Source organism: Devosia sp. XGJD_8 (genome assembly GCF_046614475.1).
In the GTDB taxonomy this organism is placed as follows: domain Bacteria; phylum Pseudomonadota; class Alphaproteobacteria; order Rhizobiales; family Devosiaceae; genus Devosia.
This window is the reverse complement of record NZ_JBKJHF010000001.1, coordinates 1,886,511-1,900,807: the sequence shown is the minus strand read 5'-3', so window position 1 is coordinate 1,900,807 and position 14,297 is coordinate 1,886,511. Positions and strand designations below refer to the sequence as shown.

Annotated in this window: 14 protein-coding genes; 5 read left to right on the top strand and 9 right to left on the bottom strand. The window is 63.8% G+C overall.

Annotation, left to right across the window (positions count from 1 at the left end; translation table 11 throughout):
* Positions 1 to 26 precede the first annotated feature (26 nt).
* Genes ACLI1C_RS08905 through ACLI1C_RS08885 form a run of 5 tightly spaced genes read left to right on the top strand, consistent with a single transcriptional unit; the run spans position 27 to position 4,722 of the window.
* A complete protein-coding gene (locus ACLI1C_RS08905; RefSeq protein ID WP_411396508.1) occupies positions 27 to 899 on the top strand; it encodes a branched-chain amino acid ABC transporter permease in 873 nt (290 codons plus the stop codon).
* A complete protein-coding gene (locus ACLI1C_RS08900) occupies positions 896 to 1,813 on the top strand; it encodes a branched-chain amino acid ABC transporter permease (protein ID WP_411396507.1) in 918 nt (305 codons plus the stop codon). Before ACLI1C_RS08905 ends, ACLI1C_RS08900 begins: the two co-directional genes overlap by 4 nt.
* Positions 1,810 to 2,535: an ABC transporter ATP-binding protein gene (locus ACLI1C_RS08895; RefSeq protein ID WP_411396506.1), complete on the top strand. Its 726-nt coding sequence runs from the start codon at positions 1,810 to 1,812 to the stop codon at positions 2,533 to 2,535. Before ACLI1C_RS08900 ends, ACLI1C_RS08895 begins: the two co-directional genes overlap by 4 nt.
* On the top strand, positions 2,528 to 3,274 hold the full coding sequence (locus tag ACLI1C_RS08890) for an ABC transporter ATP-binding protein (protein ID WP_411396505.1): 747 nt from the start codon (positions 2,528 to 2,530) through the stop codon (positions 3,272 to 3,274). Before ACLI1C_RS08895 ends, ACLI1C_RS08890 begins: the two co-directional genes overlap by 8 nt.
* Entirely contained in the window at positions 3,271 to 4,722 is a 1,452-nt protein-coding gene (locus tag ACLI1C_RS08885; protein WP_411396504.1) for an aldehyde dehydrogenase, read from the top strand. Before ACLI1C_RS08890 ends, ACLI1C_RS08885 begins: the two co-directional genes overlap by 4 nt.
* Before the next feature lie 63 nt (positions 4,723 to 4,785).
* On the opposite strand, the gene ACLI1C_RS08880 is transcribed toward ACLI1C_RS08885, so the two are convergent.
* The 9 genes from ACLI1C_RS08880 to ACLI1C_RS08840 all read right to left on the bottom strand — a co-directional run bounded on the left by ACLI1C_RS08880 (position 4,786) and on the right by ACLI1C_RS08840 (position 14,283).
* A complete protein-coding gene (locus ACLI1C_RS08880) occupies positions 4,786 to 5,856 on the bottom strand; it encodes an ABC transporter ATP-binding protein (protein WP_411396503.1) in 1,071 nt (356 codons plus the stop codon).
* Positions 5,856 to 7,085 carry a hypothetical protein gene (locus ACLI1C_RS08875; protein WP_411396502.1) on the bottom strand — a complete coding sequence of 410 codons (1,230 nt, stop codon included), beginning with the start codon at positions 7,083 to 7,085 and terminating at the stop codon, positions 5,856 to 5,858. The genes ACLI1C_RS08880 and ACLI1C_RS08875 overlap by 1 nt, the downstream gene beginning before the upstream one ends.
* The gene (locus ACLI1C_RS08870; protein WP_411396501.1) at positions 7,082 to 7,951 is read right to left on the bottom strand and encodes a carbohydrate ABC transporter permease; all 870 of its coding nucleotides are present in this window, start codon (positions 7,949 to 7,951) and stop codon (positions 7,082 to 7,084) included. Before ACLI1C_RS08870 ends, ACLI1C_RS08875 begins: the two co-directional genes overlap by 4 nt.
* Positions 7,948 to 8,838: a carbohydrate ABC transporter permease gene (locus ACLI1C_RS08865; protein WP_411396500.1), complete on the bottom strand. Its 891-nt coding sequence runs from the start codon at positions 8,836 to 8,838 to the stop codon at positions 7,948 to 7,950. Before ACLI1C_RS08865 ends, ACLI1C_RS08870 begins: the two co-directional genes overlap by 4 nt.
* A 64-nt stretch (positions 8,839 to 8,902) precedes the next feature.
* Positions 8,903 to 10,222, bottom strand: a complete 1,320-nt coding sequence (locus ACLI1C_RS08860; protein WP_411396499.1) for an ABC transporter substrate-binding protein — start codon at positions 10,220 to 10,222, stop codon at positions 8,903 to 8,905.
* Positions 10,223 to 10,324: 102 nt separating this feature from the next.
* A complete protein-coding gene (locus ACLI1C_RS08855) occupies positions 10,325 to 11,599 on the bottom strand; it encodes a neutral/alkaline non-lysosomal ceramidase N-terminal domain-containing protein (protein WP_411396498.1) in 1,275 nt (424 codons plus the stop codon).
* Positions 11,587 to 12,729, bottom strand: coding sequence for an N-acetylglucosamine-6-phosphate deacetylase (locus tag ACLI1C_RS08850; protein ID WP_411396497.1), 1,143 nt, complete (start codon positions 12,727 to 12,729; stop codon positions 11,587 to 11,589). Before ACLI1C_RS08850 ends, ACLI1C_RS08855 begins: the two co-directional genes overlap by 13 nt.
* Positions 12,726 to 13,505 carry a sugar isomerase domain-containing protein gene (locus ACLI1C_RS08845; protein ID WP_411396496.1) on the bottom strand — a complete coding sequence of 260 codons (780 nt, stop codon included), beginning with the start codon at positions 13,503 to 13,505 and terminating at the stop codon, positions 12,726 to 12,728. Before ACLI1C_RS08845 ends, ACLI1C_RS08850 begins: the two co-directional genes overlap by 4 nt.
* On the bottom strand, positions 13,495 to 14,283 hold the full coding sequence (locus ACLI1C_RS08840) for a 6-phosphogluconolactonase (protein WP_411396495.1): 789 nt from the start codon (positions 14,281 to 14,283) through the stop codon (positions 13,495 to 13,497). Before ACLI1C_RS08840 ends, ACLI1C_RS08845 begins: the two co-directional genes overlap by 11 nt.
* Positions 14,284 to 14,297 lie beyond the last annotated feature (14 nt).

Here is a 14,297-nt window from a genome sequence, read left to right as displayed (position 1 = left end):
CACCAAACCCACCAACAGGAGCGTCCATGCTCTTCAGCGCCATCCTCACCGGCCTCGTCCTCGGGGGCACCTATGCCCTCGTGGCGATGGGCCTGACGCTGCAATATGGCGTCGCGCGCATCATGAACCTGGCCTATGGCGACATCATCATCGCCGCCAGCTTCGGTGCCTTCGTGCTGTTCACGGCGCTCGGCATCAATCCATTGCTGGGCATGCTGATCGTCATTCCTGCCGGCTTTGCGCTGAGCTGGCTGATCTATGCCGTGATGCTGCAGCCGCTGGCCCGTCGGTCGCGGGATCGCGGTCGACTCGAAGGCGACTCGATCCTTGCCACCTTCGGGCTGCTCTTCGTCATCCAGGGCGTGGCGCTGGTGATCTTCGGCTCGGGATTCATGAGCTACAGCTATCTCGCCGTGCCGATCGATATCCTGGGCACCACTATTGCCGCCAATCGCCTGCTGGCTTTCGGGCTGGCCATCACCTTCGGGCTTGGCCTGTGGCTGGTGCTGACCCGCACGCGCTTCGGTACCGTGATCCGCGCCGTTGCTGCCAATCCGGCCTCCGCGCCGCTGGTCGGCATCAATGTCGACAGCGTCGCGCGGTTCGCCTTCGCCATTGGCGGGGCGCTGGCAGCGGCGGGTGGGGTCGTGGTTTCGATGTACCTGACCTTCTCGGCCACGATGGGCGTAATCTTCACCATGAAGGCGCTGATCGTGGTCATCATGGGCGGGGTCGGCAATCTGATGGGGGCACTGGCGGCCGGGCTGATCCTGGGGCTCGTCGAGACGCTGGTCGCCAGCTTCATCGACCCCGGCCTGACGCTGGCCGCCACCTATCTGATCTTCCTCGCCGTGCTTGTCGTTCGCCCGCAGGGCCTGTTCGGAAAGGCCGCGCGATGAAACTCGTCCTTGCCCTTATCGCTCTCACGGCACTCGCCTTCGTGCCCAGCTTCGCCGGCCCCTACCCGCTCGGCCTGATGATCGGTATCCTCGGCTATGGCGTTCTCGCCACGGCCTGGGCCATGTTCTCCGGCCCCACCCGCTACATTTCGCTTGCCACCGTCGCCTTCTTCGGGCTGGGCGCCTACACGGTTGCCGTGCTCAGCGAGACGCTGCCCTACCCCGTGGTCCTGCTCGTGGCGGCCATCATAGGCCTCATCGTGGCCCTGATCGTCGGGCTCGCTACGCTGCGGCTGGCCGGCATCTATTTCGTGATCTTCACCTTTGGCCTGACCGAACTGGTGCGCCAGCTGGTGACCTATTACGAGGTCAACGTCACCCGCACGCTCGGCCGGTATGTCTTCCTGCCGCTGGGACCGGAACATATCTATTGGCAATTGCTGGCGCTGCTGGCGGCGACGCTGGGCATTGCCTTCTGGGTGCGCCAGTCGCGTATCGGGCTTGCGCTGCGGGTCATCGGCGATGATCCGGTGGTGGCCAGCCATCTCGGCATCCGCATCACCCGCACCAAGCTGACGCTGTTTTCCATCTCCTGCGTGATCATGACGCTGGCCGGCGCCATCCAGGCGCCACGCTGGACCTATATCGAGCCATCCATCGTGTTCAATCCGACCACCAGCTTCCTTGTCGTCATCATGGCCCTGCTGGGCGGGCCCAACCGGCTGTTCGGGCCGCTGCTCGGCGCCATCCCGCTGTTCCTGCTGTTCGAGTGGCTGAGCGCCAACTTCCCCAACCATTATTCGATCATCCTGGGCCTGCTGTTCATCGCCATCGTCTTCGTGCTGCCCAATGGCGTGCTGGCGGCTGGTGAAAGCCTCTGGGCCCGCATGACCCGCAAGGAGGCGCGCGCATGACCCTCCTCTCGCTCAAAGGCGTCACCAAGCGTTTCGGCGGCCTGACCGCCGTCAACGGGCTCAGCTTCGATCTGCGCGAGGGTGAGACCGTCGGGCTGCTCGGTCCCAATGGCTCGGGGAAGACGACGGCGCTCAACATGATTTCGGGGTATCTGCCCGTCAGCGAGGGCACCATCGCACTGGGCGGTGACACGATCAGTGGGCTGGGACCCGAGCGTATCGCCCATCGGGGCGTCGCCCGCACCTTCCAGCTGGTGCGCGCCCTGCCCTCGCTCAGCGTGGGCGAGAATGTGCTGGCGGCGCTGGCTTTCCGCAGGGAACCCGTGTGGGGCAAGGCAGCCGAGAGCCGCATCAACGACCTGCTATCCGACGTCGGGCTGGCCGGACGTGCCGGGCAACCCGCCGACAGCCTTACCTATATCGACCTCAAGCGCATGGAACTGGCCCGAGCCCTGGCAAGCGAGCCCAGCCTGCTGCTGCTCGATGAGTGGCTCGCGGGGCTCAACCCGACCGAACTCCGCGCCGGAATCGATCTCATCACCTCGCTGCGCGATCGCGGCATCACCATTCTGCTGGTCGAGCATGTGATGGACGCCGTGCGCGCCCTTTGCAGCCGCTGCATCGTCATGAATGCCGGTGGCAAGATTGCCGACGGCCCCACTGCCGATGTGCTGGCCGATGGCGAAGTCATCCGCGCCTATCTGGGGGAAGACCATGCTTAGCGCCGGTCCGATTTCGCTCTATTATGGCAAGCACCTGGCGCTCGATGACGTGGCTGTCGAGGTCGGGGCGGGCGAGACGGTCGTCGTGCTCGGGGCCAATGGCGCGGGCAAATCGAGCCTGCTCAAGGCCATTGCCGGGCTGGTGCGGCCTGTCCCGGGCGCACGCAACAGCCTCGACGGCACCGATCTCATCGGCATGCCGGCGCATAGATACCTCGAACAGGGCATAGCGCTGGTTCCGGAAGGCCGCGGCATCTTTGGCGATCTCACAGTCGCCGAAAACCTTGAGCTTGGCGCCTATACCCGTCACGCCAGGCCACACGAAATCCGTCAGCGCGATCTGGTGCTCGACCTTTTCCCGCGCCTCGGCGAGCGACAGAAGCAGATTGCCCGTACAATGTCGGGCGGCGAGCAGCAGATGCTGGCGATCGGCCGCGCCCTGATGAGCTGCCCGCGCCTGCTGATGCTCGACGAGCCCAGCCTGGGCCTGGCGCCGATTGTCACAAGCGAACTCTTCGCCGCATTGGGCCGCATCCGGGAAACTGGTATTGCGCTGCTCGTCGTGGAGCAGAACGTCAAGGCAAGCCTCGCCATTGCGCATCGCGGCTACCTCATGGAAGCCGGTCGCATCACCGGGACGGGCACGGCCGACGCGCTGCGCAGCGATCCGGCGGTGCAAGAAGCCTTTCTCGGCGCAAGCACGCCACCCACCCCTCTTTCGAATGGAGTTTCCCCATGACCGATCTCGGCCTGCTCATCAACAACGAGGAATCCGAAGCCACTGGCGGCGGCACCTTCGAGCGCAACAATCCCATGACCGGCCAATTGGCCACCCGCGCCGCGGCGGCCACCATCGATGACGCGCTGCGCGCCGCCGACGCGGCGGCCGCTGCCTTCCCGGCGTGGAGCAAGACCGCACCCGCCCTCCGCCGCAAGATCCTGCTGGCCGCGGCCGATCGCCTCCAGGCCCGCACCGATGACTTCATTGCCGCGATGGGCGCCGAAACCGGCGCAACGGCCGGCTGGGCCGGCTTCAACGTGATGCTCGCCGCCGAAATGCTGCGCGAGGCGGCGTCGCTGACCACCCAGATTACCGGCGAGATCATCCCGACCAACCGCCCCGGCTCGACGGCCTATGGCGTGCGCCAGGCCGCGGGCGTCGTGCTGTCCATTGCGCCCTGGAATGCCCCAGTCATCCTGGGCGTCCGCTCCCTTGCCACCCCGCTGGCCTGCGGCAACACCGTGGTGTTCAAATCGAGCGAAATCTGCCCGCGCACGCACCGGCTGATCGCCGATGCCCTGTTCGAGGCCGGCCTGCCGCCCGGCGTGCTCAACGTGGTCTCCAACGCGCAGGAAGATGCGCCTGAACTGGTCGAGGCGCTGATTGCCCACAAGGCCATCCGCCGCGTCAACTTCACCGGTTCGACGCGGGTCGGCCGGCACATTGCCGAACTGTCCGCCCGCAATCTCAAGCCCGCTCTGCTGGAGCTGGGCGGCAAGGCACCGCTCGTCGTGCTCGACGATGCCGATCTCGAACAGGCCGTGGCGGCGGCAGCCTTCGGCGCCTATATGAACCAGGGCCAGATCTGCATGTCGACCGAACGCATCGTGGTCGACGACAAGATTGCGGATGAATTCGTCGCGGCGCTTGCCGCCAAGGCCTCATCGCTGACAGCCGGCGACCCGCGCGAAGGCAATACGCCACTCGGATGCCTTGTGGACATCAGCGCGGCCCAGCGCATCGATGCGCTGGTCAAGGATGCGGTGGCAAAGGGCGCGCGCATCGTGGCCGGTGGCGGCATCGACGGCACCATCATGCAGGCGACGGTGGTCGATGGCGTCACGCCGGGCATGAAGCTCTATCGCGACGAGTCCTTTGGCCCGGTGGTTGCGGTGATCCGCGTCGGCAGCATTGACGAGGCCGTTCGCGTTGCCAACGACACCGAGTACGGCCTATCCGCCGCCGTGTTCGGCCGCGGCATCACACGCGCCATGGGCGTGGCCGCACGCATCGAATCCGGCATCTGCCACGTCAACGGTCCCACCGTGCATGACGAGGCGCAAATGCCATTCGGCGGCGTAAAGGCCTCTGGCTATGGGCGTTTCGGAGGCAAGGCGGGCATCGCCGAATTCACCGAGCTGCGCTGGATCACGGTGCAGGACGGCCCCATCCACTACCCGATCTGATCCGGAACCACGGCCGACCCTGTCGAGCGTCGTGACGCTCGCAGGGCCGGCACGCGGTGATCGTCAACTGGGGGCGATGCGCTGATCGGTGGCGGCATCGAAGATATGCACCTGGGCAGGATCGATCCGCAGCCAGATCGTGTCGCCGACACTGGCGCGCAGGCGCTGCCGCAGCAGCACGCCAAGCTGCTGACCGCCTACCATGGCGGCGATATAGGTTTCTGAGCCGGTGGGTTCGAAAAGGCGAATGGTCGCCTCTATCCCCTCGCCCGGCTCGCCAAGCGTAAAGTGCTCGGGGCGAATGCCGTAGATGACCGACTTGCCCGCAGCGGCAGTTGCAGTTGCCGCGTTAACTGGGAAGGACGCGCCGTCCGCCGTTCGGAAGGACTGTTCCTTGATGCTTCCCTGGAGCAGGTTCATCGCTGGTGAGCCGATGAAGCTGGCGACGAACACATTGTCGGGACGATCATAAAGAGCGAGCGGATCACCGATCTGCTCTACAACGCCGTCGCGCATCACCACGATGATGTCGGCCATTGTCATGGCCTCGATCTGGTCGTGGGTAACGTAGACCATGGTGGTCTTGAGCCGGTCGTGCAGCTCCATCAGCTCGGCGCGCATCTGCACGCGCAGCTTGGCGTCGAGGTTGCTGAGCGGCTCGTCGAACAGGAAGACCTGGGGATCGCGCACGATAGCGCGGCCCATGGCAACACGCTGACGCTGGCCGCCCGAGAGCTGCTTGGGGTAGCGCTCCAGATAATCGGTTAGGCCCAGAATGCGGGCGGCATTGGTGATGCGCTCGGTGACCTCGGCGCGCGGGCGACGCGCCAGACGCAGCGAGAAACCCATATTTTCCGCCACCGTCATGTGCGGATAGAGCGCATAGTTCTGGAACACCATGGCAATGTCACGGTGCTTGGGCTCGACCTCATTGATCACGCGATCGCCGATGCTGATCGTTCCGCCCGAAATATCCTCAAGGCCGGCGATCATGCGCAGCAGCGTGGACTTGCCGCAGCCCGAGGGGCCCACGAGCACGACGAAGGCGCCGTCCGGAACACTGAGCGAGACATCGCGAATGATCTTGGTCGGACCAAAGGCCTTGTGGACATTCTGGATTTCTAGCGATGCCATCAATCTGCTCCGGCTGCAAAAGTATCGGGGAGGCGCGCGACGACCTCGATGGCGGCCAGCAGGCTGAGGCCCGTGTGGTAGCCGGGGTCGAGGTCGGGGGTGGCCGGGACATAGTCGATCGGTCCCGCGTCGGTGAGGCACTGGTAAGCAATGGACGCCTCAGGGCGCCAATAGCGTTCAAAAAAAGCCTGATCGGCGGCCTGCCAAACCGAGAGCACAGCGGGGTCTCCACTGCGTTCGTAGCACAGCGCCGCACTGCGAATGGTCTCTGGCAAGGACCACCAGGGGCAATAGGGACTGGCCGGGGCGCCAGTCGCCGCAGATACAACAAGGCGGATGCCCGGGCCGGCAAAGCCCCTGGAGAATGAGGACACAAGGATGGTCTGTAGTGTCCTGAGCAATGCTGGATCGGCGTCAGCGCCGAGATGATCGAGCGCAAAGCCGACAAATTCGATGCCATGACCAACATTGCAGGCATCCTGGCCAGGCACATTGCGCAACAGCCCCGTCCCGGGATCGAAATGCTGGTCGATAACGTGGGCGATGAAGCGGTCGGCAAAGCCGGTGCGTTCGGCCATGCCGACGCGCCGCAAAAGGCCGCCCGCGCTCAGCATGATCATGCGCGGTCCGAAATCGGCCGGTTCGCTGGCCAACGTTGCCGCGTTCAATGGCAGCTTTTCATCCATCTGGAACCGCCCGTCCTCAATAGCGGCGATGATGGTTTCGAGCTTGGCCACATGGCGGGACAACTGGTCCGGCGCATGGGCAGCCGCTGCGGCGACCAAACCCTTGGCGACGAAAATGTCGGAATAGGTGAAAATGTCGGCCGGACGATCCTGAGCAAGCGGGACGTCGCCAACGAAGCGGATCGGCTGCATTTGCGCGTCGTAACAGAAATAGGCGTGACCATCCTCGGAGCGCAGGCTGTCCAGCGCCGTGTACAGGTCGGCGGCCGCATTGTGCAGGCGCGCGGCCAGTTCGGGGCTATCTGTGGCGAAGGCTCGAGCGTGTGTGGCGAGGGCCTCAAGCCCCCTTCCCTGGATCCAGCCATAGATGTGCTCGGGACCGCGCCAACCGTCCGCCGTCGTGTAGTCAGCCAGGGTCAGCGGGTTCAGCTTGGTGTTAAGAAATGCCCCGCGCAGACGCGGCCGGTCGAGCATCCAGGACAGAGTCTGCGCGTTGCTTTGGGCGTAGCGCCGGGAGGCTTCCGTGAAGAAACTGCTGGTCATTCCTTGAGCCCCGAGCTGGCGACGCCCTCGACAAAATTGCGGCGCAGCAAGACGAAGAGCAGGACCGAGGGCACCAGCACGATGGCCGAGGCAGCGCTGAGGCGGCCCAGATCGACGGTGAACCCGGTCTGGAACAGAGCAAGACCCACTTCGATGGTGTAGCTTGGCTGGGTGGTCGCGACGATCAATGGCCAGGCGAAAGCCGTCCAGGCCTGGAAGAAGGCGAGCACGAAGAGGGCACCAAGCGCGCCGCGCAGCAGCGGCAGCACGATGCGCACGAAAATCCAGATCTCGCCGGCGCCATCGATGCGGGCAGCTTCGAGCAGTTCGTCGGGAATGGAGTGGATGACGTTCTGGCGGACCAGAAAGATACCGAAGCTCATCACCAGATAGCCCAGCAGCAATCCACCCAGACTGTTGAGCAGCCCCAGGCTCTGTGCCTGGAAATAAAGCGGGATCATGTAGACTTCAAACGGAACGATGGCCGTGGCCAGAATGATGGCAAACAGCACGTTCATGATGCGTGAGGGGAACTTGGCCAGCAGATAGCCGGCGATGGCCGAGGTGATGGAAATCGCCATGGCGGAGAGCACGGCAAAGGCGAAGCTGTTGAATATCCACAGCATGAGCGGAGTGTCGGAAAGCACTGCCGTGATGTTGTCCAGCGTTGGATTGGCGGGAATGATGCTGGGTGGCCAGCTGAGCATTTCGGCCGGGGTCTTGAAGGCGTTGGCCACCAGCAGGATCAGCGGCAGGATCATCATCAGGCCGAAGACCAGCAGGATGGCATCGACGAGGAAGTCCAGAGTCTGCCGCTTGCGGCGCAACTGGCCCGAACTGGGCAGCGGTTTGGCTGGCGCATTCATTTGCGGGCCCCTTTCTCGCGGAGCAGGGAGAACTGAATGAAGGTCAGGATCAGCACGATGACCAGCAACACCACCGCCTCGGACGCTGCGTAGCCAACCCGGTAGTTGCGGAAGGTGTTCTCGAGCATGTCGAGGACCAGCACACGTACCTGGCGGCCGGGCGCGCCCTGGGCATCGGACGCCAGCACATAGACCTGGGCATAGACGTTGAAGGCAGACACCAGCGTGGCAACGCCGACATAGAGCGAGATGGGCTTGAGCAGCGGAATGGACAGGTGCCAGAAGGACTGGAAACCTGACGCCCCATCGAGCTTGGCCGCCTCATAGAGCGATTTGGGCAGGTTCTTGAAGCCAACCAGATAGATCAGGACCGCGTAACCCAGGGCCTGCCAGGAACAAAGGATGATCACGCTGATCAACGACAGCTTCGGGTCGAACAGCCATGCCTGTGGTTCGATGCCGAACACCGAGAGAAGCGCATTGAGCGGCCCCAGACGCGCGTCGAAAATCCACTTCCACGCCATGGCGGCTGGCACCAGGGACACGACATGGGGAATGAAAATGGTGGTTTCGTAGAAGCCCGCGAAGCGCGAGCGCGTGCGATAGAAAATCAGTGCGGCCAGCACCATGGCCAGCGGCACGGTAATCACCAGCACGCCAAAGGCGATGATCGAGGTGTTGATCAGGGCTTCATGGAACAGCCGGTCGCCGAACAGTTCCTGGAAATTGGCCAGCCCGATGAAGGGCTTGTTCTTGGAGAGAATGTCCCACTTGTGCAGGCTGAGGCGCAGTATCTCGCCGATGGGGAACAGCCGCACGTAAGCAAAGATGGCGATGACGGGCGCTATGGCAAGCAGCGAAAATATTAGACGTCGACGCTTTAGCATGGGTCATCCTTGGCTGAAGCGTCCGGAGCACGAAGCCCCGGACGCTGCACTATGACTGAGAGAACTATTCGCCCAGCAGGCCTTCACGCGACAGCAGCGCATTGATCTCGCTGTCGAGGCCTTCCAGATAGCTGCGGATGGCGGCTTCGTCGCCGGCGAGCGCGGCATTGCCGAAAGCAGCCTGCAGGCCGGCAGCCGTGCGGGTCATGATCTCGTCAATCGGGCCAATGGCGGGGATCGAAAAGAATTCGTAGCTATCGGGATAGCTGACAAAGGCTTCCAGAGCCGGGGTAGAGGCAAGGATTTCCGAATAGTCGAGACCGGCGCGGTTGGGCAACCAGCCGACATTGTCGAGCAGCCAGAGCAGGTTTTCCGGTTTCTGGGTTTCCATGGCGAAAGCCCAGGCCGCTTCGGCCTGCTCACCTTCACCAGCCACATAGAGCTGGACGGGGTTCACGATGGAACCGCGCGGGAGCGTGGTGCTGGCATAGGTCAGATCGGGGGCCTTGGACGCGATATCACCGATCACCCAGGATTCGCGGATGAACATGGCTGTCTGCTCACGCTCGAAGGCTTCGGCATCGGCCGGCATTTCCACGGTCACCGTCTTGGCGGTGTGGAGATTGTCGAGATACTGGCTGAGAGCAGCAACGCCAGCGTCGGAGGCAAGATCGGCCTTCCACAAGCCCTCGCCGGCGGGCACAAGAACCTGACCACCATGCTGGAACATGTTGATCCAGAACTTCTCGGTGATGCCGGCACCGCCGCCGGACAGGCGCAGGCTCCAGCCAGAGACGGTCGGATTGCCACTGCCGTCGCGCTGGGTAAGCGCCTCGGCATAGGTGTCATACTCTTCCATGGTGGTTGGCGGGCCGTCGAGACCAGCCGCCTCAAGCATGGCGGTGTTGTAGTAGAGCGCGCTCTGGCCACGGAACAGCGGCACGCCGAACACGGCACCGCCATAGCTCGCCGAGTCGACAAAGAAGGTGTCGAAATTGGCTGGATCCGCCACGAAGGACGCAACGTTTTCGGGCGGGGTGGCGAGAAGGTCATTCTCCAGATAGCGGGCGGCAATGGAGGTAGCGAGCTCCAGGACTTCGGCGGATTCGCCGGAAGTGATGCCCAGGGCCACGCGGCGTTCATGTTCGCGCAGGGCAATCGCCTCGACAGTCACTTCGATATCGGGGAACTCAGCCTTCATGCCCTCGGCGACGTGTTCGTAGAACGGCGCCAGTTCGGGATAACCGCTCCAGACACGGATGGACTGGGCATTCGCGCCCGCCGTGGCAGCCAGAAATCCTGCCCCCAGAACGGACGTCAGCAATGCCGCCCGGCCGGCTGCGGAAAAGGTGATAGGCGCAATCCCTGTAATCAGTCTTTTCATGGTCTCTTTCCCTTGTTCTACGCACTTGAGCACGTGATTGAAGTGTTTACTGCAACCGGTTGCATGTCAAGTGGATGACGCGCACCAGCCGGTGGTTTCGGATTAGTTTTGAGACGCTGCCTGGAGATCGGGCATTGCGGCCAAGGTTTTGGCCGCTTCGACCAGAAGTTCCGCCGAACCCGGCACAAAGGACCCCGGCATGCCGATGAAGCGATGCGCTTCGGCAACCTCGTAGCCCCCACTGGCATATTCTGAACGTGGGGGGATATAGCCGGGTGTCCCCTCGGCGTAGGACAGCACGAAACCGCCCTCCCCCATGCCTGCATCGCGAATAGACAAAGCGGACTCGGCAAAGATTTCGCCGGGCAAGGCCAGAATGGGTACGCCGCCCCAAACAAGGCACGCCACCCGGCCCCGCCAGGTTCCCGGCGGCGTGGTTCGAAAGCGTGATGCCCAAGCGATCCAGTGTTCGAGCAGGATCTTGCGCGTCGGATCTGCGGAGACAAATTCAGCCTGCCATGCCGTGCGTGCGGCATCGAGGTCGCCCTCCCGGCGCTCGAGAGCGAGCTCCACCAGCCGGTCCGCGGCATGCGCGGTCTGCGGCAGCGCAGTTTCGGTTGCGGCCAGGGCGGCGTCAGCAATGCGCTCGCCAATGCGCCGGGCATTGTCAAAGGTGCGGGTAGCGTTGGCGGAAGTGGTCCATGAGGCCTGTGCGCTATGGCCGATATTGACGTCACCGGTGCAGCCATTGAGGTAGATTGCGACCACCCCGGGGTTCGTCGTCTCAATGCGCTGGCGCAGGTAGTGGGGAAAGTCGGCCGTGATTTGCAGATTGTCGGCGCCCAGGACGGTGGGGTGACAGGCGTAAGAGACTACCATGGCCACAAGCGCGCCAGTGGCATCGCGCAGGCGCAGCACCGGCAAGCTGCGATCCAGCGGGCCGTCGGCGTGGCGACGATTGCGGGCGATGTCAGGATCGCAGCCATTGCCAAAGCTCATTGTACCAGGCTGTGCATTGGCGAGGGCGGTGTCGATGGCCAGGACGCAGCCATCTTCCAGCATCTGGAGAAAATGTGGATCGGCGCCCGCCCCGAGGCGATCTTGCATGGATACCGGCGCCCCGTGCGTGTGGGTGGCGCAGACGATGACGTTGGCTGCCGGCAGGAGGCAACGCGCGCGGATGCGCTGGGCCATATCTTCGTGCAGGCCGATGACATCGGCGACGACGATTGCCGTGTCATTGACCACCAAGGCGCGGGCCGAAAGGCGGTCATGGATGCCGGTGGACGGGAGGGTGCGGGCGGCAAAGCCAGCCAGCAGCAGGCCGGGCTCGGGCGTGATATCGATACTGGCGGCACCAAAAGTCAGGACTGCCATACGGGCTCTCCGGCCACATAGGTCTCGACGATCCTGAGTTCCCTCGCGCCCTTCTCCCACGAAAACCGGATGAGATCGGCACGCGCACCGATCTCCAGCACACCGCGTCCCTTGAGAAAGCGACCCGGATTGCGCGTCGCCATGACCAGGGTATCGGCAAGAGATAGGCCGGTCATCATAGCGGCCCGGGCCACGCATGCCGATAGCGGCAGTGCGGCACCGGCAAGATAGGGCGTACCCGGTGTGCCGAGCCGGCCATCCGCCCAGAGCTGTACGCGGCCGCCAATGGGCTGATCATAGATACCGGGCTGCAGACCGCCCGGGGCCGCTAGGTCGGAGACCAGTATCGAGCGGTCGAGCCCCTTGGCCCGCTGCATGGCAATGAGGGTATCGGCCGGCAGGTGATGTCCATCGGCGATGAAGCTGGCGCTGAGCCGGTCATCGGCAAGTTGGGCCCACAGAAAATTGGGGTGGCGCGGCAGATTGGCTGCGGCACCATTGCCAAGGTGGGTTGAAAGGGTGGCGCCGGCGGCAGCGGCGGCGTGAATTTGTTCGGGCGTCGCGTCGGTATGGCCGATGGCGATATGGATGGATTGCGCTACGGCACCGGCAATGAATTCTGGCGCCTCGGCAAAGTGCGGGGACAGAGTCACCATGGTGATCAGCCCCTCGGCGGCCGCCTGCCAGCGGGACAGTTCGGCAAGGTCGGGCACCCGCACCTGGTTGGCCGGATGCGCACCGCGCGGGCCATCGTTGGGGGAGATGAATGGCCCCTCGATGTGAATACCGGCAATGGCCTCGGCAGTCTGAGGATCAACCTGCCGCGCGCGCACAATAGCGCGTATGGCGGCGATGATCGATGTTTCGGAGGCCGTGATCAGCGTCGGCTGATAACAGGTGACACCCACGGCAAACAGCCTGCGTGTCAGCGCGATAACACAATCGGGCGTCACCGCGTGATCGTTGAGATCGAGGCCGAAATAGCCATTGACCTGCAGGTCGATGAGACCGGCAGACAGATACAGATCCCCGTCATACTCGGCCGCTGTGATTGCCGTGATCCGACCCCCTGCCATTTCGACGGCAAGCGCGCGCCCGGTGGCTGGATCGCGCCCGACCAGCCGGGTCACAGCTTGCGCACGCGATCGTTGAAGCGCGCGATGAAGCGGCCATTGGCCTCGTCGCCGCCAGGCGCATTCCCGCTCCGCCAGACGGGCGGCTCGATGCCGCGCTCGACCAGCTTCGCAACCGTGCGGATCACCAGGTTGTTGAGCGCAAAGGCGTTGGCAAAGGTGGACACTGCGGCAATGCGCTCGCCCATGTTTGGGACCGATACCATGGCATCGCCAATGGGGACCTTGCAGTCAATGGCGATATCCACCAGGTCGTGCAGGTTCTGCCTGGTGGGATGGCGGGCCGGATGCGTCGCGGCCGTGTTTTCAGCATGAGCGCGGGAGCTGACGCCGATGAGGAAGGCGCCGCGACTCCGCGCCTCCAGCGCCGCATCGATCAGGGCTGCGTTGATGCCGTAGGCGTTGACCAGGATCAGCACATCGTCCGCACCGAGCCGCTGATCAGCGATCACGATCTTGCCGTAGCCAGGCGTACGCTCGATAGCCATGGACCGCAGGGCGCCGTTGGACAGCAAGGTGCCCTCATCGAGAATAGCCGAGACATGCATCAGCCCGCCCGCGCGGAAGAATATCTCCTGCGTTGCCAGGTTCGAGTGCCCCCCGGGTCCAAACACATGCACCAGCCGGTCGGCCGCGATCTGGTCGGCAAGCTTGCTGGCGGCGCGATCAAGCGGATCGCGTTCGTCGATCAGCACCGAGCGCATCAGCGCGGTTATGTCATCGAGATAGCTCTGGCAGAGCGCATCGGCGTCAATGGCGATATCATTGGGCATGGGGGTCAGAGTCCTGGTCAAGATAAACGGTGCAGGCCGGGTGCTGGCGCAGGATGGAGGCGGGACAATCTGTGGTTATCGGGCCATCGAGGGCCGCCTTGACGGCAGCGCGCTTGGCCGCACCTGGCACCATGCAGAACAGGCGCTCACCGGCCATCAGCCGCGGCACTGTGAGAGTAATTGCATAGGCCGGCACATCTTCGAAGCGCTCAAAGCAATCATCGTCCACCTGCTGCTGGCGGCAAACGGCATCGAGTTCCACCATCTTGACCGACAGAGGATCATCAAAGCGGGCGACCGGCGGATCATTGAAGGCGATGTGGCCATTGACGCCAATGCCGAGTTGGATGACGTCGATTGGGGCCGCGTCAAGCAGTTGGGCATAATCGCGCGCGGTCGCCGAGGGATCACTGCCCGGCATGATGCGATGCACCTTATGGAGCGGGACAAGATCGAAGAAATGGCGCCCCAGCCAGTTGCCGAAGCGCTGTGGCGCATCTTCCGGCAGACCGACATATTCGTCCATGTGGAACGCCTCAACCCGCGTCCAGTCCACGCCCTCGGCACGGGCCAGCGCGCTGAGCACATCACTCTGGCTGGGAGCGGCGGCAAAGACCATCCGCACGCGATCTTTCTGGCCAAGCCGAACCCGCAATTCCTGGGCAATTTCGGCGGCCGCGACGGCCCCCATGTCGCTGCGCGTCGCAAAGCTCTTGACGAGCAGGTTGTCGACCCGGCGCTCGCTGCCCTTCAGCGGTGTCACGGCACTCATGTTCATGAAAAAATCACTCC

Coding starts and splice junctions, on each gene's coding strand:
- ACLI1C_RS08840 (WP_411396495.1), bottom strand. CDS start 14,283: ATGAACATGAGTGCCGTGACACCGCTGAAGGGCAGCGAGCGCCGGGTC.
- ACLI1C_RS08845 (WP_411396496.1), bottom strand. CDS start 13,505: ATGCCCAATGATATCGCCATTGACGCCGATGCGCTCTGCCAGAGCTAT.
- ACLI1C_RS08885 (WP_411396504.1), top strand. CDS start 3,271: ATGACCGATCTCGGCCTGCTCATCAACAACGAGGAATCCGAAGCCACT.
- ACLI1C_RS08870 (WP_411396501.1), bottom strand. CDS start 7,951: ATGAATGCGCCAGCCAAACCGCTGCCCAGTTCGGGCCAGTTGCGCCGC.
- ACLI1C_RS08900 (WP_411396507.1), top strand. CDS start 896: ATGAAACTCGTCCTTGCCCTTATCGCTCTCACGGCACTCGCCTTCGTG.
- ACLI1C_RS08905 (WP_411396508.1), top strand. CDS start 27: ATGCTCTTCAGCGCCATCCTCACCGGCCTCGTCCTCGGGGGCACCTAT.
- ACLI1C_RS08880 (WP_411396503.1), bottom strand. CDS start 5,856: ATGGCATCGCTAGAAATCCAGAATGTCCACAAGGCCTTTGGTCCGACC.
- ACLI1C_RS08875 (WP_411396502.1), bottom strand. CDS start 7,085: ATGACCAGCAGTTTCTTCACGGAAGCCTCCCGGCGCTACGCCCAAAGC.
- ACLI1C_RS08890 (WP_411396505.1), top strand. CDS start 2,528: ATGCTTAGCGCCGGTCCGATTTCGCTCTATTATGGCAAGCACCTGGCG.
- ACLI1C_RS08865 (WP_411396500.1), bottom strand. CDS start 8,838: ATGCTAAAGCGTCGACGTCTAATATTTTCGCTGCTTGCCATAGCGCCC.
- ACLI1C_RS08895 (WP_411396506.1), top strand. CDS start 1,810: ATGACCCTCCTCTCGCTCAAAGGCGTCACCAAGCGTTTCGGCGGCCTG.
- ACLI1C_RS08860 (WP_411396499.1), bottom strand. CDS start 10,222: ATGAAAAGACTGATTACAGGGATTGCGCCTATCACCTTTTCCGCAGCC.
- ACLI1C_RS08855 (WP_411396498.1), bottom strand. CDS start 11,599: ATGGCAGTCCTGACTTTTGGTGCCGCCAGTATCGATATCACGCCCGAG.